General features: G+C 65.6%; 22 protein-coding genes. 19 read left to right on the forward strand and 3 right to left on the reverse strand.

Translation table 11 applies throughout. The features are described 5' to 3' along the window. Positions 1-32: 32 nt before the first annotated feature. Together AC5Y21_RS15920 and AC5Y21_RS15925 are read left to right on the forward strand one after the other, a co-directional pair. Positions 33-281, forward strand: coding sequence for a DUF2277 family protein (locus AC5Y21_RS15920; RefSeq protein ID WP_499913535.1), 249 nt, complete (start codon positions 33-35; stop codon positions 279-281). After that, complete coding sequence (locus tag AC5Y21_RS15925; RefSeq protein ID WP_499913537.1) at positions 278-838, forward strand: DUF1802 family protein; 561 nt, start codon at positions 278-280, stop codon at positions 836-838. The genes AC5Y21_RS15920 and AC5Y21_RS15925 overlap by 4 nt, the downstream gene beginning before the upstream one ends. A gap of 12 nt (positions 839-850) precedes the next feature. On the opposite strand, the gene AC5Y21_RS15930 is transcribed toward AC5Y21_RS15925, so the two are convergent. Then, complete coding sequence (locus AC5Y21_RS15930) at positions 851-1462, reverse strand: DUF3558 domain-containing protein (RefSeq protein ID WP_499913539.1); 612 nt, start codon at positions 1460-1462, stop codon at positions 851-853. Positions 1463-1632: 170 nt separating this feature from the next. Between AC5Y21_RS15930 and pptH the strand changes: the two genes are divergently transcribed. The 9 genes from pptH to AC5Y21_RS15975 all read left to right on the forward strand — a co-directional run bounded on the left by pptH (position 1633) and on the right by AC5Y21_RS15975 (position 9761). Next, entirely contained in the window at positions 1633-2610 is a 978-nt protein-coding gene (gene pptH, locus AC5Y21_RS15935; protein WP_499913541.1) for an ACP phosphodiesterase PptH, read from the forward strand. 13 nt (positions 2611-2623) lie between these two features. Further along, positions 2624-3310 carry a 4'-phosphopantetheinyl transferase PptT gene (pptT, locus tag AC5Y21_RS15940; RefSeq protein WP_499913543.1) on the forward strand — a complete coding sequence of 229 codons (687 nt, stop codon included), beginning with the start codon at positions 2624-2626 and terminating at the stop codon, positions 3308-3310. Further along, on the forward strand, positions 3307-4206 hold the full coding sequence (gene truB, locus AC5Y21_RS15945; protein ID WP_499913545.1) for a tRNA pseudouridine(55) synthase TruB: 900 nt from the start codon (positions 3307-3309) through the stop codon (positions 4204-4206). The genes pptT and truB overlap by 4 nt, the downstream gene beginning before the upstream one ends. Before the next feature lie 101 nt (positions 4207-4307). Further along, entirely contained in the window at positions 4308-4934 is a 627-nt protein-coding gene (locus AC5Y21_RS15950; protein ID WP_499913547.1) for a TetR/AcrR family transcriptional regulator, read from the forward strand. 112 nt (positions 4935-5046) lie between these two features. After that, a complete protein-coding gene (locus AC5Y21_RS15955; protein ID WP_499913549.1) occupies positions 5047-6237 on the forward strand; it encodes a lipid-transfer protein in 1191 nt (396 codons plus the stop codon). 35 nt (positions 6238-6272) lie between these two features. Then, positions 6273-6713, forward strand: a complete 441-nt coding sequence (locus AC5Y21_RS15960; RefSeq protein ID WP_499913551.1) for a type II toxin-antitoxin system Rv0910 family toxin — start codon at positions 6273-6275, stop codon at positions 6711-6713. Next, the gene (locus AC5Y21_RS15965) at positions 6710-7579 is read left to right on the forward strand and encodes a MaoC/PaaZ C-terminal domain-containing protein (protein WP_499913553.1); all 870 of its coding nucleotides are present in this window, start codon (positions 6710-6712) and stop codon (positions 7577-7579) included. The genes AC5Y21_RS15960 and AC5Y21_RS15965 overlap by 4 nt, the downstream gene beginning before the upstream one ends. Positions 7580-7606: 27 nt before the next feature. After that, entirely contained in the window at positions 7607-8476 is an 870-nt protein-coding gene (locus AC5Y21_RS15970) for an SDR family oxidoreductase (protein WP_499913555.1), read from the forward strand. A 22-nt stretch (positions 8477-8498) separates the two neighbouring features. Continuing rightward, complete coding sequence (locus tag AC5Y21_RS15975; RefSeq protein WP_499913557.1) at positions 8499-9761, forward strand: acyl-CoA dehydrogenase family protein; 1263 nt, start codon at positions 8499-8501, stop codon at positions 9759-9761. Positions 9762-10075: 314 nt separating this feature from the next. On the opposite strand, the gene AC5Y21_RS15980 is transcribed toward AC5Y21_RS15975, so the two are convergent. After that, positions 10076-10690: a TetR/AcrR family transcriptional regulator gene (locus AC5Y21_RS15980; RefSeq protein ID WP_499913558.1), complete on the reverse strand. Its 615-nt coding sequence runs from the start codon at positions 10688-10690 to the stop codon at positions 10076-10078. Between the two features lie 53 nt (positions 10691-10743). Between AC5Y21_RS15980 and AC5Y21_RS15985 the strand changes: the two genes are divergently transcribed. The 3 genes from AC5Y21_RS15985 (at position 10744) to AC5Y21_RS15995 (ending at position 13584) form a co-directional block, all read left to right on the forward strand. Beyond that, entirely contained in the window at positions 10744-11640 is an 897-nt protein-coding gene (locus AC5Y21_RS15985; RefSeq protein ID WP_499913560.1) for an AurF N-oxygenase family protein, read from the forward strand. Positions 11641-11713: 73 nt separating this feature from the next. Continuing rightward, complete coding sequence (locus AC5Y21_RS15990) at positions 11714-12232, forward strand: DUF4873 domain-containing protein (protein ID WP_499913562.1); 519 nt, start codon at positions 11714-11716, stop codon at positions 12230-12232. Beyond that, positions 12232-13584, forward strand: coding sequence for an FAD-dependent oxidoreductase (locus AC5Y21_RS15995; RefSeq protein ID WP_499913564.1), 1353 nt, complete (start codon positions 12232-12234; stop codon positions 13582-13584). Before AC5Y21_RS15990 ends, AC5Y21_RS15995 begins: the two co-directional genes overlap by 1 nt. Here AC5Y21_RS15995 and mntR read toward each other — a convergent pair. Further along, the gene (gene mntR / locus AC5Y21_RS16000; protein WP_499913566.1) at positions 13581-14285 is read right to left on the reverse strand and encodes a manganese-binding transcriptional regulator MntR; all 705 of its coding nucleotides are present in this window, start codon (positions 14283-14285) and stop codon (positions 13581-13583) included. The two genes, AC5Y21_RS15995 and mntR, sit on opposite strands and share 4 nt — an antisense overlap. Positions 14286-14359: 74 nt before the next feature. Here mntR and AC5Y21_RS16005 point away from each other — a divergent pair, with 74 nt between their 5' ends. From AC5Y21_RS16005 to AC5Y21_RS16025, 5 genes are all read left to right on the forward strand, one after another. After that, positions 14360-15334 (forward strand): bifunctional riboflavin kinase/FAD synthetase, encoded by a 975-nt coding sequence (locus AC5Y21_RS16005; RefSeq protein ID WP_499913568.1) that lies wholly within the window; start codon positions 14360-14362, stop codon positions 15332-15334. A gap of 111 nt (positions 15335-15445) precedes the next feature. Further along, positions 15446-15715 carry a 30S ribosomal protein S15 gene (gene rpsO / locus AC5Y21_RS16010; protein ID WP_499913570.1) on the forward strand — a complete coding sequence of 90 codons (270 nt, stop codon included), beginning with the start codon at positions 15446-15448 and terminating at the stop codon, positions 15713-15715. Between the two features lie 363 nt (positions 15716-16078). Next, positions 16079-18370 carry a polyribonucleotide nucleotidyltransferase gene (locus AC5Y21_RS16015; protein ID WP_499913572.1) on the forward strand — a complete coding sequence of 764 codons (2292 nt, stop codon included), beginning with the start codon at positions 16079-16081 and terminating at the stop codon, positions 18368-18370. Further along, positions 18357-19688, forward strand: a complete 1332-nt coding sequence (locus AC5Y21_RS16020; protein ID WP_499913574.1) for a M16 family metallopeptidase — start codon at positions 18357-18359, stop codon at positions 19686-19688. Before AC5Y21_RS16015 ends, AC5Y21_RS16020 begins: the two co-directional genes overlap by 14 nt. 4 nt (positions 19689-19692) lie before the next feature. Continuing rightward, positions 19693-20721: a nitronate monooxygenase gene (locus tag AC5Y21_RS16025; RefSeq protein WP_499913576.1), complete on the forward strand. Its 1029-nt coding sequence runs from the start codon at positions 19693-19695 to the stop codon at positions 20719-20721. The last annotated feature ends 5 nt before the right edge of the window (positions 20722-20726 follow it).

The following is a 20726-nucleotide window of genomic DNA, read 5'->3' on the forward strand; positions in this document are numbered from 1 at the left end:
TCGCGAAGCGAGCCCGCACTTATCGTTGAAGCATGTGCCGGAACATCACCGAACTGCGCGGGTTGCAGCCCGCAGCCACGCCAGAGGAGATCGCGGCGGCGGCGCGCCAATATGTGCGCAAAGTCAGCGGCATCACCCACCCGTCGGCCGCCAACGCCGAGGCGTTCGAGGCAGCGGTCGCAGAGGTCACGCAAACGACGACGCGGCTACTCCAAACCCTGTCACCGCGGCGCCAGCCACCCAAGACGGTCCCGCCGTTGCGCCGACTGGGAGTCGGGTGACGCAGGTCGCCACCTCGCCCGCGCTCAAGGAGTGGAGCGCGGCGGTGCACGCGCTGCTCGATGGACGTCAGACCATCCTGCTGCGCAAGGGCGGCATCAAAGAGAAGCGGTTCGAGGTGTCCGCCCGGCAGTTCCTGCTGTTCCCGACGGTCGCGCACAGTCACGCGCAGCGCGTCCGGCCCGAACACCGGGACTTGCTGGCCGCCGCGGCCGCGGACAGCACCGACGAACACCTGACGCTGCGGGCCGCCGCGAAAGTTGTCGCCGCGCTGCCGGTGACACGACCAGACGGACTTAGCGAAATCGAGGATCTGCACATCTGGACCGCCGAGTCGGTGCGCGCCGACCGGCTCGACTTCCGGCCCAAACACCAACTTGCCGTGCTGATCGTCCAGGCGATTCCGCTGACCCAGCCGCTCCGAATCGCCCGCACCACCGAATCCGCCGGCTGCACCAGTTGGGTGCAGCTGCCCGTCGAGCCGGCCTTGGCGGCGCCGATATACGGCGAGGCCGCGCTGGCGCAGGTAGCCGGCCGGGTTCGCGACGCCGTCGGCTGACGCCGGGGCGACCTAGAACTTGTAGAACGGGGTGAGGTCGTTGGCGCGTTGCAGGTTGGTGGGCATGCAGTCGACCTCGGGGTTGGAGTAGACCGTCGAGAAGTACAGCGCCTGCTGGAGCACCCCGTAGCTGGTCTTGAAGGCGACCATGCAGGAGTAGAACCAGAAGCTGTTGTGGTAGGTCGGCTTCATCACCCAGTACTGGGCGGCGCGGTGTCCCTGGATCGTGGTCTCGAGCGCGTCAGCGGGCAGCGACTGCTCGTAGGTCCGCCAGATGATGGGCTCGACCGCCATCTGATAGTTGCCGGCGTCGAAGTGGCAGCGCAGCCCGTCCTCGTGTTCGGGCGGGGTGAACGCCAACCCGAGCCGCTGCAGGGCGTCGAACGGGATGTCCTCGCATGCGTCGAACGGACGCGGGTCGGTGGTCGCCACAATCGGGCTCTTCATGGTGGTTTCCATCGGCACCGGGCTTTTGATCGGTTCAGCGGTGGACCGCAGTTGCACGGTCCCGCGTCCGGTCGCCGCGGGAGGGGCGCCCAGCCAGCCGATTGTGCCCACGAAGCCCATTAAGACCACAGACACTAACGCGCCAAGCGCCCCGATCAGTCGCACCCTGGTTAACACGACACCCCCTGTGATCGGCGGTCCTTTGCCCGGACTATACAAGTCGGTTCCTCGCCGTCACAGTGAAACTAGAACTTGTGCCAGCCCGGCCAGCGTCCCGGCGGTGCGGCGGCCCGGGCCGGACGGTGCAGAAGCCTGGTGTGTAAGCCGGGTCGTTAGGGTGGTTAATCGTGACCAGGCAAGAACTAGGGGGCAGGTCGACCAACGGCGGTCAGCCGACGTTGTGGGCGATCTCCGACCTGCACACCGGTCACACCGGCAACAAGCCGGTTACCGAGTCGCTGCACCCGTCGTCGCCAGACGACTGGCTGATCGTGGCCGGTGACGTTGCCGAGCGCACCGACGAGATCCGCTGGACGCTGGACCTGCTGCGGCGGCGCTTCGCCAAGGTGATCTGGGTGCCCGGCAACCACGAGCTGTGGACCACCAGCCGCGATCCGAACCAGATTTTCGGCCGGGCCCGATACGACTATTTGGTCAATATGTGCGACGAGATGGGTGTCGTCACGCCCGAGCACCCGTTTCCGGTGTGGACCGAGCGGGGCGGCCCGGCCACGATCGTGCCGATGTTCTTGCTGTACGACTACACCTTTCTGCCACAGGGGGCGATGAGCAAAGCCGAGGGTCTGGCCATCGCGCGGCAGCGCAATGTGGTGGCCACCGACGAATTCCTGCTCTCGCCGGAGCCCTACCACACCCGCGAGGCATGGTGTGCCGACCGGCTGACCAGCACCCGCGCCCGCCTCGAACAGCTGGACTGGATGACGCCGACCGTGCTGGTGAATCATTTCCCGCTGGTGCGCGAGCCCTGCGACGCCTTGTTCTATCCGGAGTTCTCGCTGTGGTGCGGATCCACCAAGACCGCCGACTGGCACACCCGTTACAACGCCGTCTGCTCCGTCTACGGCCACTTACACATTCCGCGCACCACCTGGTACGACGATGTGCGGTTCGAGGAGGTGTCGGTGGGCTACCCGCGGGAGTGGCGGCGGCGCAAGCCGTACAGCTGGTTGCGGCAGGTGTTGCCGGATCCCCACTATGCGCCGGGTTACCTGAACGACTTCGGTGGTCACTTCGTGATCACCCCCGAGATGCGGGCGCAGGCCGCGCAGTTTCGGGAACGGTTGCGGCAGCGTCAGTCTCGATGAGGGGGCAGTCTCGATGACGGCCGGCATGCTGGTGTCCGCGGTGCTACCCGATACGCCGACGCAGGATCTGGCGTACGCCGAGTTGTACTCCGACCCTCCCGGACTGTCCCCGCTGCCCGCAGAGGAGCCGTTGATCGCCAAGTCGGTGGCCAAGCGGCGCAACGAGTTCATCACCGCCCGGCACTGCGCCCGGATCGCCCTTGGTGAGCTCGGCCTGCCGCCGGCGCCGATCCTGAAGGGTGACAAGGGTGAACCGTGCTGGCCCGACGGTGTAGTGGGCAGCCTCACCCATTGCACCGGCTATCGCGGCGCGGTGGTGGGACGCAGTACCGCGGTGCGCTCGGTGGGAATCGACGCCGAACCGCACGACGTGTTGCCCGACGGCGTGCTCGACGCAATCACCCTCGACGAGGAACGCCACGAAATCACTGCGCTACCCGCGGGGCTGCACTGGGATCGAATCCTATTCTGCGCCAAGGAAGCAACATACAAGGCGTGGTTCCCGTTGACCAAGCGCTGGCTGGGATTCGAGGACGCTCACATCGTGTTCGACGTCGACCCGTCCGGCAACGGAACCAGCGGCGTCTTCGTCTCCAAGATACTGATCGACGGTGCCGCGCTGTCCGGTCCGCCGTTGACCGCTCTGCGCGGACGCTGGTCGGTCGAACGCGAACTGGTGCTGACCGCGATCGTGTTATGAGCCCGACGGGCACCGATTTCGGACCAGGCATCGTCGTCGTCGACAAACCGGCCGGCATGACCAGTCACGACGTGGTAGGGCGCTGCCGCCGCATCTTTTCCACCCGCCGAGTGGGACACGCGGGGACGCTGGATCCGATGGCCACCGGCGTGCTGGTGATCGGGATCGACCGCGCCACCAAGATCCTCGGCCTGCTGACGGCGGCTTCAAAGTCGTATACCGCCACCATCCGGCTGGGTCAGACGACGTCCACCGAGGACGCCGAAGGCGATGTGCTGCAGACAGTTTCGGCCGCGCACCTGACGGCTGCGGTGATCGGCGCCGCGATCGCCGAGCTGCGCGGTGACATCATGCAGGTGCCGTCGGCGGTCAGCGCGATCAAGGTCGACGGTCGTCGTGCCTACCGGCTGGTCCGCGAGGGCCACGCCGTCGAGCTGCAAGCCCGGCCGGTATATATCGAGAGGTTCGAGCTACTGGCCGTCCGATCCGAGGGTCAGCTCGTCGATGTCGATGTCGAAGTGGACTGCTCGACGGGCACCTACATCCGCGCGCTGGCCCGCGACCTCGGCGAGGCGCTGGGTGTGGGCGGTCACCTGACGTCGCTGCGGCGCACCCGGGCCGCACGCTTCACACTTGAGCAAGCGTGCTCGCTGGACGAGTTGGCGGAGCGGCCCCGGCTGAGTCTGACCCTTGACGAAGCCTGTCTACTGATGTTTCCGCGCCGCGACCTGACCGCCACCGAGGCCGAGGGCACCAGCCACGGCCGGTCCCTGACGCCCGCGGGTATCGCCGGCGCCTACGCCGCGTGTGACCCCGACGGTCGGGTGATTGCACTGCTGCGCGACGAGGGCTCGCGGACCAAGCCAGTCGTGGTGATCCGCCCGGCGACGCTCTGAGACGGACCGTTTGGGATTCGCCCAAAAAATATAGTTAGATGCAGCCCAGCAGGTATTGTTGACCTCGCCAGAAACAGATCATCGTGGTGAGGAGGTCAGCGGTGGCCGCGGAAGTCGACGGCCGGGTCGTCCGGCGCACCCAGGCAGAGCGTAGTGCGGCCACGCGTTCACGTTTGCTGGATGCGACCATCGAGTGCCTGGTTGCTTATGGTTATGCGGGCACGACCACGCCGCGGGTGGCGGAGCTGGCGGGCCTTACCCGTGGCGCGCAGATCCACCATTTCCGGTCCAAGGAAGATCTGGTGGTCGCGGCCATCGAGCACCTGGCCCAGCAACGCGCGCAAGCCGCAATCGCGGAACTCGGTCGTGTCAAAATTACTCCTGATCTGACCTCAACCATTCTGGACTTCATGTGGGAACTGCACCAGGGGCCGATGTTCATTGCAACACTGGAACTTTGGGTTGCGGCTCGCACAGATCCGGTGCTGGCGCGTCAGATCGAACGGGTGGAGCCCCTGGTAAACACCGCACTGATCGCGGCGATCGCCCAGTTGATCCCCGACCCACAGGCGCAGAAGCAGATACGTGACCTCGTCTACACCGCGATGGATGCGCTGCGGGGGATTCTCGTCGCCAGCTTTGTCGACCAAGATACCGACCGCGCTCGGCGGCGGTGGGAGCGCGCTTGCGCGCAGCTTCAGCCCCGCCTGGCTGAGATTTTGCCATAATCGCTATCTGGGTAGGTGCGCGAGTCTGAGTCGTACCGCTGTTGACCTTCTCCTGGCAATATTGCAAGATACAATCTGGTGTGTATGTTTGTGTGCTAGTTGAGAGGAAGTCATGACGAACAAGGTGTACGTGGTAGGCGTCGGCATGACGAAGTTCGAGAAGCCGGGCCGTCGCGAGGGCTGGGACTACCCCGATATGGCCAGAGAATCTGGAACAAAGGCGCTCGAAGATGCCGGCGTCGACTACACCGAAGTCGAGCAGGGTTATGTCGGGTATGTCTACGGGGAGTCGACTTCCGGTCAGCGGGCGCTGTACGAATTGGGCCTGACCGGCATTCCGATCGTCAACGTCAACAACAACTGCTCGACCGGATCGACGGCGCTTTACCTTGCTGCCCAGGCGATTCGCGGCGGACTGGCGGACTGCACGATCGCGCTGGGTTTCGAAAAGATGAAGCCGGGATCGCTGACCACCAGCTATGACGACCGCGCGCAACCGATGGACAAGCACGTCATGGCGATGGCCGAGATCTCCGAGGTGCTCTTTCCCGCGGCACCGTGGATGTTCGGCGCCGCGGGTCGTGAACATATGAAGAAATATGGCAGCACCGCAGAGCATTTTGCGAAGATCGGCTACAAGAATCACAAGCACTCGGTGAACAATCCGTACGCGCAATTCCAGGAGTCCTATAGCCTCGACGACATCCTGGCGTCGCGGATGATCTACGACCCGCTCACCAAATTGCAGTGTTCGCCCACCTCGGACGGCTCCGGCGCGGCGATTCTGGCCTCGGAAGACTTCGTCGACAAGCACGGCCTGGCCGGTCAGGCGGTGGAGATCGTCGGACAGGCCATGACGACCGACTTCAGCTCGACATTTGACGGCACCTGCAAAGGGCTCATCGGCTATGACATGAACGTGCAAGCGGCGCAACGTGTCTACGACCAATCCGGTTTGGGTCCGGAGGACTTCCAGGTGATCGAGCTGCATGACTGCTTCTCCGCCAACGAGCTGCTGCTCTACGAGGCCCTCGGTCTGTGCGGCGAGGGTGAGGCGCCCAAGCTGATCGACAACGGCGACACCACCTACGGCGGACGCTGGGTGGTCAATCCGTCCGGCGGCCTGATCTCCAAAGGACATCCGTTGGGCGCCACCGGTTTAGCGCAGTGCGCCGAGTTGACCTGGCAACTGCGCGGGACCGCCGACGAGCGTCAGGTCGAGGGCGTCACCGCGGCGCTGCAGCACAACATCGGGCTCGGCGGCGCCGCCGTCGTCACCGCGTACCAACGCGCGCAACGCTGATCCGGCGACAACTGAACTGACAGGGAGGAAATCACATGGGACACATCGAAGCCACCCGGGACCTGGCCGCCAGTCCAGAAGCACTCTGGGGGACGGTCGCCGATCTGGCCAACTGGGACAAATGGTTCACCGTGCACGAAAAGTGGCTGGCGGAACCACCGGCCACCCTGAGCGAGGGTGCCAAGCTGACCGCCAAGATCGTAATGCTGGGGATGGCCAACAAGATCGAATGGACTATCGAATCAGTGGACGCCCCAAATCATTTGGTGCTGGGGGGTACCGGCATGGCAGGCGTTAAAGCGCAGTTCACGTTCGACATTGCACCGGAGGGCACGGGTTCCAGGTTTACAGTGTCCGGTGATTTTGAGGGCGCGATGATCAAGGGCGCATTGGGCAAGGCTGTGGAAAAGGACGGCGTCAAGCAGCTTGCCAAGACACTCGATCAGCTCGACGAGTTGGCGTCGGCGTCGGCATGACAGGCGAGGATCTGCGGTTCGACGACAGCGCACTGAATCAATGGACCGACGACGAGCGGTTCGAGGTCACTAGGGAACGGCTCGCGGAGTACGCGGCGGCGACCAACGATCCGATCGAGGCACACCGTTCGGGGGAGGTGGCCGCGCCGGTATTCGCTATTGTGCCTGTGTTCGAGGCCCTACTCATCCCGGCCGTCGACGTGATGCCGGTCGAGCTGATCCCGCGGGTAGTGCACGGAGAGCAGGACTTCCACTTCCACCGGCCGATCCGGCCCGGCGACAAGCTGGTGTCGCGCGGCAAGATGATCGGCTATGAAGGCTTGGAGAATGGCACCCGGGCTGCGATCCTGCTGGAATGCCGAACCGAGGAAGGTGAACTGGTCAACGAACAGTACGTCACTACCTTCGTTCGCGGCTTCAACGCCGACAAGGCCGTGGGCGAACTGAGTCCGAACCACAAGTTCGACGACCGCTTGCGCGCCGGCGCCCCGGCTGCCAAGGTCGTCCAGCACATCGACGCAGACCAGACCTTTCGCTACGCCCCGGCAGCGGGCGACCCGATGCCAATCCACCTCGACGAAGAAGTGGCGAAAGACGCGGGATTACCCGGAATCATCGCCCACGGGCTGTGCACCATGGCGTTCACCTCCTGGGCGGTACTCACCGAGCTCGCCGGCTCGGATGTCAACCGGCTCACGCGACTCGCGGTCCGGTTCTCCAAACCAGTGCTGCCCGGCGATGACCTGGAGACCACGATCTGGACGAAGGGGGCCGCGAACGGCATCACCAGCTACGTATTCCAAACCACACGAGGCGGCGGCCAGGAACTGGCCATCACCGATGGACTGGCGGAACTCGCCGACTGACCCGACTGATGTTGAGGGAGTGAGCAAATGGGGACTTTGGATGGCCGGGTAGCGGTGATCACCGGCGCGGGCCGCGGTATCGGACGTGAGCACGCTTTACTGTTCGCCAGGGAAGGAGCCCAGGTCGTCGTCAACGACCTGGGCGGTGACAACACCGGAGCGGGCGCGGACAGCGGCCCGGCCCACGACGTCGTGGACGAAATCGTTGCCGCGGGAGGAACCGCAGTCGCCAACACCGACAACATCGCTGGCTGGGATGGCGCGGAAAGCCTTGTGCAGCAGGCTATCGACGAATACGGCCGGATGGACGTACTGGTCAACAATGCCGGTATCCTACGTGACTCCTTCATCGCCGGCATGGAGGAGTCTCAGTGGGACGCGGTGATCGCCGTCCACTTGAAAGGCCACTTCGCGATGCTGCACCATGCCGCCGCGTACTGGAAAAGCCAATCGAAGGCCGGCGATCAGCCGAATGCGGCGGTGATCAACACCGCGTCCGGCTCCGGGGTTACGCTGCCCAATCCAGGCCAGGCGAATTACGGTGCGGCCAAGGCGGGAATCGCGGCGTTGACCCTTATCGCCGCCGAGGAGCTGGAGCGCTATGGCGTTCGGGTCAACGCGATCGCGCCGATCGCCCGTACCCGGCTCACCCTGGCCACGCCCGGCATGGGCTCGCTCATCGCGGAGCCGGAGGAGGGCGAGCACGATTTGTTCAGTCCGGCCAACATCTCGCCCCTGGTGGCGTATCTGGCGACCGAGAAGTGTCCGGTAACCGGCAAGGTGTATGCCGTTCAGGGCGGTGCGATCTCGCGGTTGTCAGGGTGGCGGGATGTGGACACCATCGAGACCGACGGCCCCTGGCTGATCGACGACATCGCCGCGCGGCTGCCGCAGTAATCCCGACGATCAGGAGTAGATGATGTTCGAATGGTCCGACACCGATCTGATGATCCGGGACGCGGTGCGCCAGTTCATCGACAAAGAGATCCGGCCAAATCTTGATCAGCTTGAGACCGGAGAGCTTTCGCCGTATCCGATCGCGCGAAAGCTGTTCAGCGGCTTCGGTCTTGACGTGATGGCGGCCGAAGCGGTCAAAACGATGCTCGATCGGGAGCGTTCCAGGCAAGAGGGCACCGATACCCGCGATGAGGAAGACGAAACCCGCGGCAACTCAGGCGGTTTCGGCGGTATGGGTGCGCAGGCGTCGATGGTCGCGATGCTGGTCTCCGAATTGGCCGGGGTCAGCATCGGATTGCTGAGCACCGTCTCGGTCAGCCTCGGGCTGGGCGCGGCGACCATCATGAGCCGCGGCACGCTGGCCCAGAAGGAACGCTGGTTGCCTGAGATGATGACGCTGGAAAAGATTGCGGCGTGGGCCATAACCGAACCGGATTCCGGATCGGATGCGTTCGGCGGCATGAAGACTACGGTCAAGCGCGACGGTGAAGACTATATTCTGAACGGACAGAAAACCTTCATCACCAACGGGCCCTACGCCGACGTTCTCGTCGTTTACGCCAAACTTGATGACGGGGACCCATCGGTGGACAAGCGCAACCGGCCGGTATTGATCTTCGTGCTCGACGCCGGCATGCCCGGTCTGACGCAGGGCAAGCCATTCAAGAAGATGGGCATGATGTCGTCGCCGACCGGCGAATTGTTCTTCGACAATGTGCGGCTGAGCCCGGACCGGCTGCTCGGGGAGAATCAGCAGCGTGATAAGGATGGCCGCGACAGCGCCCGCGACAACTTCGCCGCCGAACGCATGGGGATCGCGCTGATGGCGCTCGGCATCATCAACGAATGTCACCGGCTCTGCGTGGATTACGCGAAGACCCGCACGCTGTGGGGCAAGAACATCGGGCAATTCCAGCTGATACAGCTCAAGCTGGCCAAAATGGAAGTCGCCCGAATGAATGTGCAGAACATGGTGTTTCAGACCATTGAGCGGCAGCAGGCCGGCAAACCGCTGACGCTGGCCGAGGCATCGGCGATCAAGCTGTACTCATCCGAGGCAGCCACCGACGTCGCGATGGATGCCGTGCAATTGTTCGGCGGCAACGGCTACATGGCCGAGTACCGGGTGGAGCAGCTTGCCCGCGACGCCAAGTCGCTGATGATCTACGCCGGCAGCAACGAGGTTCAGGTGACCCACATCGCCAAGGGGCTGCTGAGCGAATGATACGCCGCGACAACACTATTCAAAACCAGGTCGTCGCGGTCACCGGGGGCGTCCGCGGTATCGGCCGCGCCACCGGGGAGACGTGGAGCCCGAAGGCGTCGCCGCCGCCATCGTGACCGCGGCAACCAGTAGACGCGCGATGATCACCGTCCCAGGGACTTTGGGCGCAATGATCAAAACAATGTCGCTGATTCCGGCGCGCGCTCGGTATCGGATTGGGCATGCCGCTCGCTTCGACACCGTGTTCACCAATGTGGACGCCAACGCGCGCGAGGCGTACCACCGCCGGATCAGCGAGATGGGTTTATGCGATGTCAGGCCGGCAGCGCCGCCGAGAGGCTGTTCTTGACCGGGACGAGGAATCGCCGCGCGTAGTTCTCCGGGCCATCAGGTGCGTCAAGGTCCATGACGCTAGAGGGAATGAGAATCAGGGTATGGATCGCGCGCGCGACGTGCTCGGCGAACATCGCGCGATGCGGCTCGGGCATCTCGTCCTGGCGCACCACCGACTGGACGAAGTCACGACCCCAATCCAACGCCACGCTGTCCTCGGTAATGACGTAGGGCAGCAGAATTTTCGGGTTCACCCGCAGGATCGCGGACAGCGCGGCGTTGTAGCGCAAATAGCGATAGGCGTGGGCGAAGCCGTGAACCAGCCGCTCGTCGGCATCGTCGTAACGCGCGACGACCTCGCTGACACCGGCGAAGAACCGGCCCAGCTCATTTTGGACGGCCGCCGCGACCAGGGCATCGCGGCCCGGGAAGTACTTGTACAGCGTGGCCCGGCCGACCTTGGCATGTCGCGCCACCTCGTCCATAGACAGCTTGCGTAGCCCGGTGAGCGCCGCCAGCGGCAACAGCGCGTCCAGGATCCGCTTGCGGGTATCGGCTTCCCGCCCATCGGCATTCGACTTCCGCGCTCGACTCACAAGCACAAGAATAAGGGTAGACGAAAAGACAAAAAGTGTCTACCTTTCTCTGTATGACAGCAACTCCAACCAGTGCGCACGACGAGGTGGCCGACCGGTTGATCGCGGGGTCGTTGCGGCGGTCGTTTGATTCGCTGGTCGACGTCGACTGGGACGCTCCGCAGGATCCAGACGTGTTCTACATGCCGCCCGAGATGATCTCCCTGTACGAAACGAAGTTGTGGCAGCAGATGAGCCACCGTCAGCGGGTGGAGTTGTCCCGGCAAGAGGTCGCGAACCTCCTGAGCCGGGCGGTGTGGTTCGAGAACACCCTCAACCAGGGGCTGTTGATGGTGATGCTGCATCAGGACCCCACGTCGCGGCATGTGCATTACGCGCTGACCGAACTGGGGGACGAGACGCGTCACATGGTCATGTTCGGGCGGGCGGTTGCGGCGATCGGCGCCGAGCCCTATCGGCTTTCGCGGCTGGAGGCGCTGGCGGTGCATTTGTTTCCGTTGGCGTATCGGGGTCTGATGCTGTGGGTTGCGGCCTTGGTGGGCGAGGAGATCCTCGACAACCTGCAGCGGACCTACGCGCACCATTCCGATCTGCAGCCGATCATCGCGCAGATCATGCGCATTCACGTCGTCGAGGAAGCCCGCCACATCCGGTACGCGCGCGAGGGCGTGCGGCGGCGTGTTCAGCGAGCCCGCGGGTTTGAACGCCGCCTGGTGGCAACCGCCCACGGCGCGGGCGGCTTCGTGATGCGCCGCATGGCCTACGACAAGCGCGTCTACGCGCGTTGCGGGCTGGACGTCAAAGAGGCCATGGCGCAGGCTCGCGCGAACGAAATGGTCATCGCTCGCCGAAGAGAGGCGTTTGCGCCGCTGCATGACTTCTTGGACGAGAACGGTCTGTTCAACCCGGTGAGCCGGTGGTTGTGGCGCAAGTTCGGGTTTCTTGGATGACGGCAAAGTTCAATGTCATCGTCTTCGGAGCCGGGTCCGCCAGACCGGGGTGGGGAATCAGCCGGTGTTGGGCATGATCGAGGCGCACTTGCGCCACACCATCGCCGCTATCCGGGCCATGACCGACCGGAAAGCGACGCGCGTGGCAGCCAATTCGCATGGGCACGCTCATTTCAACCGGGCGATCTGGCCGGCGACCCATCTGTCGTATCGGCGTCGCATGCGCCCGGACCGCACCGCCCTGGATTCTGACGGGTCCGCCGATGACCAGAGCGGTGACTACCGCGGTCCGGCGACTCTCATCGCGAGCGGCAACGTGGAAGTTCGGGTGCAGGTCCACCTGATCGGCAGATACGAGCCGCTGGACAACACCGTACGGTGGGCAGGCCGCCTTGCGCCTTCAGATGAAGTCCGAACGCTGCACCGGTCCATCAACCAGCGGGTGCGGCTGCAGATCGACGGCAACGAGCCCGTGGACGCGCTGTTGCTCGACGCCGACCCGTGGGGCGGCTCGCACATAAGCGGCCAAGGCAAATGTCCGTATCCGCATCCGCTGGAGGCCGAGTTGAGGCTGCTGGAGGAGCGCCGCTGATGACTTACGTCATCACCCAAAGCTGTTGTAACGACGCATCTTGTGTGGCCGTGTGTCCGGTAGGGTGCATCCACCCGACGCCTGACGAACCGGGATTCGGTTCCACCGAGCAGCTGCATATCGACCCTAAAACCTGCATCGACTGCGGCGCCTGCGCCGATGCGTGCCCGGTCGATGCCGTTGTCGCGGACAGCAAGCTCACCCCAGAGATGCAGCCCTATCGGCAACTCAACGCCGCCTACTACGCCGACCACCCGATCGCGCCAACCTTCCAGCGCCGCCGGCCGTTTCGAGTTGTGGTCGGTAGTGGAGCCCCGCTGCGGGTGGCCATCGTCGGATCTGGTGCGGCGGGCTACTACTGCGCCAAAGAGCTCTTGGTGCAGCCCGGTGTCGAGGTGGACATGTACGAGCGGCTGCCGGTACCCGGCGGGCTCATCCGCTTCGGCGTCGCGCCCGATCACCCGGAGACTCGTGAGGTGATACGCCAATTCCGGTGGAACGCCGAGAAACAACGCCGGTTCCGGCTGCATCTGGGCGTCGAGGCTGGTGTCGACATCGACCACGACCAACTTCTGGCCGGCCACCATGCGGTCATCTACGCCGGCGGCGCGTTCCATGACCGCCGCCTGGGGATCCCCGGCGAAGACCTGCCGGGTTCGCTGCCCGCTGGTGTATTCGCCGGGTGGTACAACGGCCACCCCGACCACCGCAACCTTCGCCCCGACCTCTCGCATCGGCGTGCGGTTGTGATCGGCAACGGCAACGTCGCCTTGGACGTCGCGCGCATCCTGATCAGCGAACCCGGCGCACTCGCCCGCACCGATATGGCGCCGGATGCGGTGGAAGCGCTGCGGCGAAGCGCGATCGAAGAAGTCGTCGTCCTCGGTCGACGCGGCCGCGAGGACGCCAGCTTCAGCACGCCGGAAATGCTTGGGCTGCAGGCGGTTCCCCGCGCGGACCGCGTCAGGTTCCGATTCCATGCCCCGTCGGCCGAGATCATCGGTGACGGGCGTGTGCAGGGGGTGCGCATCGCCGGCGGCGAGGTCATCGAGGCGGGGCTGGTAGTGAGCGCCATAGGGTTTGCGGGCCGCCCAATCGACGATGTGCCGTTTGACCCGACGACCTGCACGATTCCAAACACAGCAGGGCGGGTGGTGCCGCGGGTCTACACCGCGGGATGGATCAAGCGCGGGCCAAAGGGAGTGATCGGTACCAACCGGGCTTGTGCACGGGAAACAGTTGGCCGCCTGCTCGACGACTATCTCGCCGGCACGCTGACCGCGCCAGCACTCGTCGCAACCGCGCCTGGCCACCACTCGAGCGACTGCTGCTGGCGGGGTGTTAACCGCTAGGCAACCACCCAGATGGCGCGGGCGGCCGGGCTCCCCAACTCGACGGTGGTCTGAGCACCGTCGGCCGACTCGATCGCCACCGAGATCATGCCGGCGAACTCGCGGCGGGTCAGGACCCGGAACTGCGAGTCCAAACTGATCCCGACGCTGGCGAAATAGCGCAGCATCTCCGGGTCGGCATCAGAGATGCGGGCCACCGTCCCGGTGTCTCCGTCGTCGCAGGCCCACAGCTGGCGCGCCGGCGGCGTCGGTACCTGCCCGTCCGTGGCGGGAATGGGATCGCCGTGCGGGTCGCGCCTCGGGAACCCGAGCTTGGCGTCGATGCGGGCCATCAGGCGGTCGGACACCGCGTGCTCGAGCACCTCGGCCTCGTCGTGCACCTCGTCCCAGCCGTAGCCGAGCTCGTGGACCAGGAAGGTCTCCAGCAGCCGGTGCCGGCGCACCATCGCCAGCGCCGCCCGCCGCCCCGCTTCGGTCAAGGTCACCGCGCCGTACTTCTCGTGGTCGACCAGGCCCTGCTCGGCGAGTTTGCGGATCGACTCCGAGGCCGTGCTGGCGGACACCCCGATCTTCTCGGCCAGCATCTTGGTGCTGACCTTGTGCGGGGCCCCTGCTGGGGACCACTCCTGCGCAGTCCAGATGACCTTCAAATAGTCCTGGGCAACCGCGGTAAGGCCGCCAGGCTCTTCGTCAGCCCTCACACCAAGAGAGTCTAGGGCCAACGACCTGCCGATCCCGCACGCCGCATTCAGCGTGGACCCGTAGGCTTGCGGTCGTGCAGCGGTGGCGCGGCCAGGACGGGATCCCCACGGACTGGGGCAGATGCGTGCTCACCATCGGGGTGTTCGACGGGGTACATCGCGGCCACGCCGAACTGATCGCGCACGCGGTCAAGGCCGGCCGGGCCCGCAACGTGCCGACTGTCTTGATGACGTTCGACCCGCACCCGATGGAAGTGGTCTATCCCGGTAGCCATCCGGCGCAGCTGACGACGCTGACGCGGCGCGCCGAGTTGGTGGAAGAGCTGGGTATCGATGTGTTCCTGGTGATGCCGTTCACCACCGATTTCATGAAGCTCACCCCCGAGCGCTACGTCCACGAGCTGCTGGTCGAGCATCTGCATGTGGTCGAGGTCGTGGTCGGCGAGAACTTCACCTTCGGCAAGAAGGCGGGCGGCAACGTCAACACCCTGCGCAAGGCCGGCGAGCGGTTCGGGTTCGCGGTGGAGTCGATGTCGCTGCTGTCCGAACATCACAGCAACGAGACCGTGACGTTCTCGTCCACCTATATCCGGTCCTGCGTGGATGCCGGCGACGTGATGGCCGCGACCGAGGCGCTGGGTCGCCCGCACCGCGTCGAGGGTGTGGTGGTCCGCGGGCATGGGCGGGGCGCCCAGCTGGGCTTTCCGACCGCAAACGTGGCGCCGCCGATGTACTCGGCCATCCCGGCCGACGGCGTGTATGCGGGATGGTTCACCGTCCTCCCGGACGGGCTGGCGACGGGGACCGTCGTCCCGGGTGAGCGTTATCAGGCCGCCGTTTCGGTCGGCACCAATCCGACCTTCTCCGGACGCACCCGCACCGTCGAGGCGTTCGTCCTGGACACCGACGCCGACCTGTACGGCCAGCACGTGGCGCTGGACTTCGCCGCGCGCATCCGCGGGCAGCACAAGTTCGATTCGGTGGACGATCTCGTCGCCGAGGTTGCCAAGGACACCGAGCGGACGCGCGCCCTGCTGTCTGCGGGTTAACTTCGCTACGGGTTGCGCTGCTAAACTGCCGGACGACAACGGCGCGTGCTGCGGTTCGCGGTGGCCGCGCCCTGAATCCCTGATCGCGGACCAATTGATGGAGATATTTTCGTGGCGCTTACAGCCGAGCAGAAGAAAGAAATCCTGGGCACTTACGGCCTGCATGACACCGACACCGGATCCCCGGAGGCGCAGGTCGCGCTGTTGACCAAGCGGATCGCCGACCTGACCGAGCACCTCAAGGTGCACAAGCACGACCACCACTCACGGCGGGGGCTCCTGCTTCTGGTGGGACGGCGGCGCCGGCTGCTCAAGTACGTGTCTCAGATCGATGTGGCGCGGTACCGCTCACTCGTCGAGCGGCTGGGTCTGCGTCGCTGAGCCTGCGCCGGCCGCGCCCGGCGAATCCTGAGCTCCCTTAGACCTGCGGGTTAGCCCGTGTAGAGTGGGAGCGTTCTGGGCCGCTCCGGCCCAGCAAACGGTGCGGTTCACGCAGGTCCGCGTGTCCCGTTCCAGCGTGTCACTGTGCATGTGAAGGGAGCAGCCCAGTCTGCATCGGGCGGTCTTCGGTAGTGGCTGCCGGGCTTCCCCGGATCCGGGGCAGGTCGGCCGCTTCGATCGATGGCCGTAGCCGTATTCAGACTCTTTGCTCTCCGGCAAGCCCGGGCTCTGCGGCCCGCGCGGGCCGGTTGCGCGTGATGACGCGAAAAAGCTGAATGAACCAGAGAGGCCATACGGACACCCATGTCTGTAGCTGTAATTGAAGAGGGCGTGTTCGAGGCGACCGCCACCATCGACAACGGGAGCTTCGGCACCCGCACCATCCGTTTCGAAACCGGCCGGTTGGCCCTGCAGGCCGCCGGCGCTGTGGTCGCCTACCTGGACGACGAGAACATGCTGCTGTCGGCGACCACCGCCAGCAAGAACCCCAAGGAACACTTCGACTTCTTCCCGCTGACGGTCGATGTCGAGGAGCGGATGTACGCCGCCGGCCGCATCCCCGGCTCGTTCTTCCGTCGTGAGGGCAGGCCGTCCACCGACGCGATCCTGACCTGCCGGCTCATCGACCGGCCGCTGCGCCCGTCGTTCGTCGACGGCCTGCGCAACGAGATCCAGGTCGTGGTGACGATTTTCAGCCTGGATCCCAACGACCTGTACGACGTGCTGGCGATCAACGCCGCGTCGGCCTCCACCCAACTGGGCGGGCTGCCGTTCTCCGGCCCCATCGGGGGTGTCCGGGTGGCGCTCATCGACGGCACCTGGGTGGCCTTCCCGACCGTCGAGCAACTCGAGCGGGCGGTGTTCGACATGGTCGTCGCCGGCCGCGTCGTCGGTGAAGCCGACGGCAAAAAAGATGTGGCCATCATGATGGTCGAGGCCGAAGCCACCGAAAAGGTCATCGAGCTCGTCGAAGGCGGCGCCCAGGCGCCGACGGAAACCGTTGTGGCCGAGGGCCTGGAGGCGGCCAAGCCGTTCATCGCCGCGCTGTGTACCGCGCAGCAGGAGCTCGCCGATGCAGCCGCCAAACCAACCGGCGAATACCCCGTCTTCCCGCCGTACGGCGAAGACGTGTACTACTCGGTGGCCTCGGTGGCCACCGACGAGCTGTCCGCCGCGCTGACCATCGGCGCCAAGGCCGAACGCGACCAGCGCACCGAAGAGATCAAGGCCCAGGTTCTCGAGCGGCTTGCCGACACCTACGAGGATCGGGAAAAAGAGGTCAGCGCCGCATTCCGCTCCTTGACCAAGAAGCTGGTTCGGCAGCGCATCCTCACCGATCATTTCCGCATCGACGGCCGCGGCATCACCGACATCCGTGCGTTGTCGGCCGAGGTCGCCGTGGTGCCGCGGGCACACGGCAGCGCGCTGTTCGAGCGCGGGGAAACCCAGATCCTCGGTGTGACCACGCTCGACATGGTCAAGATGGCCCAGCAGATCGACTCGCTCGGGCCCGAGACGTCCAAGCGGTACATGCACCATTACAACTTCCCGCCGTTCTCCACCGGTGAGACGGGCCGGGTCGGTTCACCCAAGCGGCGCGAGATCGGGCACGGGGCACTGGCCGAGCGGGCGCTGGTGCCGGTGCTGCCCAGCGTCGAGGAGTTCCCGTACGCCATCCGTCAGGTGTCGGAAGCCCTGGGCTCCAACGGCTCGACGTCGATGGGATCGGTATGCGCGTCCACGCTGGCGCTGCTCAACGCCGGGGTTCCGCTGAAGGCTCCGGTCGCGGGCATCGCCATGGGCCTGGTGTCCGATGACGTCGAGACCGACGGGGGCACCGAAAGGCGCTTTGTCACCCTGACCGACATCCTGGGCGCCGAAGACGCATTCGGCGACATGGACTTCAAGTGCGCCGGCACCAAGGACTTCGTCACCGCGCTGCAGCTCGACACCAAGCTCGACGGGATCCCGTCGAAGGTCCTGGCGGGTGCTCTCGCCCAGGCCAAGGATGCGCGGCTGACGATACTCGAGGTCATGGCCGAAGCCATCGACAAGCCGGACGAGATGAGCCCGTATGCTCCGCGGGTTACCACCATCAAGGTCCCGGTGGACAAGATCGGCGAGGTGATCGGGCCCAAGGGCAAGGTCATCAACGCCATCACCGAGGAGACCGGCGCGCAGATCTCGATCGAAGACGACGGCACGGTGTTCGTCGGCGCCACCGACGGCCCGTCGGCACAGGCTGCGATCGACAAGATCAACGCCATTGCGAACCCGCAGCTGCCAACGGTCGGCGAACGGTTCCTCGGAACTGTGGTCAAGACAACCGATTTCGGTGCGTTCGTGTCGCTGCTGCCCGGCCGTGACGGTCTGGTGCACATCTCCAAGCTGGGCAAGGGCAAGCGCATCGCGAAGGTGGAGGACGTCGTCAACGTTGGCGACAAGCTGCGCGTGGAGATCGCCGACATCGACAAGCGCGGCAAGATCTCGCTGGTGCTGGTGGCCGAGGAAGACACAGCAGACGCTGCAGCGCCTGCTGAGAATCCCGTAGCTCCTGCCGGTTCGGGGACCGCGCCGACCGATGCCGCTAGTTGATCCGGGCAGGCGAGCCACTGACCCGGTGACGGCAGGCACACCGCGCCGAACCACTCTGCCCGGCGGCCTGCGGGTGGTCACCGAACACCTGCCCGCGGTCCGCTCCGCGTCCGTCGGGGTTTGGGTCGCGGTCGGTTCGCGCGACGAGGGCGCCACCGTTGCCGGCGCCGCGCATTTCCTCGAGCACCTGCTGTTCAAGTCGACGCCGACGCGCACGGCCGCGGATATCGCCCGGGCCATGGACGCCGTCGGCGGGGAGCTGAACGCGTTTACCGCCAAAGAACACACCTGCTACTACGCCCATGTGCTCGACAGCGACTTGGCGCTGGCGGTCGACCTGGTCGCCGATGTGGTGCTCAATGGTCGCTGCGCGGTTGAGGATGTCGAGCTGGAACGCGCCGTCGTCCTCGAGGAAATCGCGATGCGCGACGACGACCCGGAGGACGCCTTGGCGGACATGTTCCTGACGGCGCTCTTCGGTGACCACCCGGTGGGCCGCCCGGTGATCGGCACCGCGCAATCCGTCTCGGCCATGACGCGGACCCAGCTGAACTCGTTCCACCTGCGTCGCTACACACCGGAGCGGATGGTCGTCGCGGTGGCCGGCAATGTCGACCACGACGAGGTGGTCGCGCTGGTGCGTGAGCATTTCGGGCCGCGTTTGGTGCGCGGGCGGCATCCCGTTGCGCCGCGCAAGGGCGCCGGGCGGGTGAACGGCGGTCCTCAGTTGGCGCTGGGCAAACGGGACGCCGAGCAGACCCACGTGTCGCTGGGGGTGCGTACGCCAGGGCGCGGCTGGGAGCACCGCTGGGCGCTGTCGGTGCTGCACACCGCGTTGGGCGGCGGCCTGAGCTCCCGGCTGTTCCAAGAGGTCCGTGAATCGCGCGGATTGGCCTACTCGGTGTACTCCGCGCTGGACATGTTCGCCGACACCGGCGCGCTGTCCGTGTACGCCGCCTGTCTGCCCGAGCGGTTCGCCGAGGTCATGCGGGTGACCAGTGAAGTGCTCGAATCGGTGGCGCGCGACGGCATTACCGAGGCCGAATGCCGGATCGCCAAGGGTTCGCTGCGCGGCGGGCTGGTGCTTGGTCTGGAGGATTCCAGCTCCCGGATGAGCCGCATCGGCCGCAGCGAACTGAACTACGGCAAGCACCGCAGCATCGAACACACGTTGCAGCAGATCGACGCGGTCACCGTCGATCAGGTCAACGCGGTGGCCCGACGGCTGCTGGCGGGCAACCGCTACGGCGCGGCCGTGCTCGGTCCGTATGGTTCCAAACGATCACTGCCGCAACAACTTCGGGCGATGGTAAATTAGCTCGATGATCTTCGGCTTCTGGGACATCGCGGTGCCCATCGTGGGTGCGCCGATGGCCGGTGGCCCCGGCGGTCCGGCGCTGGCGGCGGCGGTGTCGAACGCCGGCGGGCTCGGCTTTGTCCCCGCCGGATACCTGAGTGCCGAGCAGTTCGCCGACGACATCGCCGCCGCGCGTGCTGCCACCACCGGTCCACTGGGCGTGAATCTGCTTGTGCCCCAACCCAGTGTCGCCGACATGGTGCAGCTGGAGTACTACGCGGAGGAGCTCGAAGAAGTCGCCGAGCACTACCACGTGGAGGTCGGCCGGCCCGAATCCGGTGACGACGACGACTGGGAACGAAAGCTCGAGGTGGTGGCCGATCTACACCCGGAACTGGTTTCTTTCACCTTCGGCGTACCACCGCCTGATGTCGTTCGGCGGTTGAGCGCGCTGGGAATTCTGGTGATGGTCACGGTGACGTCGGCGTACGAGGCCGGCGTCGCCATCGCCGCCGGCGCCGACAGCCTGGTGGTCCAGGGGCCGGATGCCGGCGGTCACCGCGGCACGTTCGCGCCGGACATGGAGCCCGGTCGCGAGTCGCTGCACCAGCTGATCGACCAGATCGGCAACGCCCATCGCGATATTCCGCTCGTCGCGGCCGGTGGCCTGGGCACCGCCGACGACGTCGCCGGCGTCCTGCGCAGGGGAGCGGTGGCCGCACAGGTCGGCACCGCGCTGCTGCTAGCCGACGAAGCCGGCACCAACCCCACCCACCGCGCTGCCATGAAGCATCCGCAATTCACCAATACCGTTGTCACCAGGGCATTCTCAGGTCGATATGCGCGTGCACTGGAGAATGAGTTCACCCGCCTGCTCGACAACGTGGCACCGCTGGGCTATCCCGAGGTCAACCAGATGACGGCGCCGATACGGGCGGCCGCGGTCGAGGTGGATGACCCGAACGGGATCAACCTGTGGGCGGGTACGGCGTTCCGGCAGGCGTGCTCGGGGCCGGCGGCCGAGATCGTCGCGAGTCTCGCACCGAACGATTAGGCGCA

This window comes from Mycobacterium sp. NGS41 (assembly GCF_059812725.1).